This window comes from Citrobacter sp. wls826 (assembly GCF_005281245.1).
Lineage (GTDB): Bacteria > Pseudomonadota > Gammaproteobacteria > Enterobacterales > Enterobacteriaceae > Citrobacter > Citrobacter braakii.
Genome location: NZ_SZWS01000044.1, coordinates 1 through 1,106 on the forward strand (window position 1 = coordinate 1; position 1,106 = coordinate 1,106).

At 46.6% G+C, this 1,106-nt stretch carries 1 protein-coding gene and 1 pseudogene; both read left to right on the forward strand.

Annotation, left to right across the window (positions count from 1 at the left end; all coding sequences use genetic code 11):
- Positions 1 to 352 (forward strand): IpaC/SipC family type III secretion system effector (locus tag FDW87_RS09570; RefSeq protein WP_137379692.1); only part of this gene is annotated, 352 nt, incomplete at its 5' end.
- Positions 353 to 375: 23 nt separating this feature from the next.
- Positions 376 to 1,062: pseudogene (locus tag FDW87_RS09575) on the forward strand (alkyl sulfatase C-terminal domain-containing protein); the annotation flags it as partial.
- Positions 1,063 to 1,106: the final 44 nt, after the last annotated feature.

The following is a 1,106-nucleotide window of genomic DNA, read 5'->3' on the forward strand; positions in this document are numbered from 1 at the left end:
TCCAGCTCCTGAAGCTAATCCAGCTCCTGAAGCTAATCCAGCTCCTGAAACTAAAACTCCTGAGCAACGCATACTCACAGCTCAGCGTTGGGGGACCGTGGGACTTTTCGCCTCCCAACTAGGTAACGCCATGGGCACTTTTGCCATGCAACATGCTCAAATGGATGTAAAAATGGAGCAAGCGGCATCTCAAATAGAGCAAGCACAATCGCAGGCAACAGGTGTCGCTGCAGATAGTCTGCGTAGCGTAAGTAATTCTATCCTTAACCTTGTGCAAGAAATGTTAAAAACAATGGATTCGCTTTGTCAGTCAAAACTTTCTAACATGACTGTTTTTAGCTCTCATATTTAACTTTTATTTATACAGTACTGTAGCTCTTTTACCTCGGCTGGTTCAACGGTAATCCGGCAACACTGAATGGATTACCGTCCGTTGATGCCGCGAAGAAATGTGTCGATTATATGGGCGGCGCTGATGCCATCATGCAAAAAGCGAAAACTGATTACGCCCAGGCAATTACCGTTGGGTGGCGCAACTCACTAACAATATCGTCTTTGCTGATCCGAGCAATAAAGCAGCACGCACTCTGGAAGCAGATGCCCTTGAGCAAATGGGTTAGCAGGCTGAGTCCGGTCCATGGCGTAAAAGATTTACGCAACGGTGTGGTGAAAGGCGCGACGGCAAATACCGCCAGCCCGGATACCGTTAAAGCCATGTCGCCAGAGATGTTATTTGATTATCTCGCGGTACATATTAACGGAGAAAAAGCGGCAAATGTGCAGGCAGTCTTCAACGTCGATTTAGGTGCTGACGGCGGTAAATACAAACTGGAACTGGAAAACGGTGTTCTTAACCATAGCGCTGATGCACAGGCCAGCAATGCTGACGCCTCCATTACGCTTAACCGTGCAACATTGAACAAAATTATTCTCAAGGAAGAATCGCTGAAACAGGCAGAAGAGAAGGGTGATGTACAAATTTTAGGCGACCAAGCCAAGCTTGATGAGTTCCTCGGGTATTTAGATAGCTTTGATTTCTGGTTTAACATAGTAACACCTTAATTATAGAGACAAACCATGCCATAACCCGCCAACACCGGCGGGTT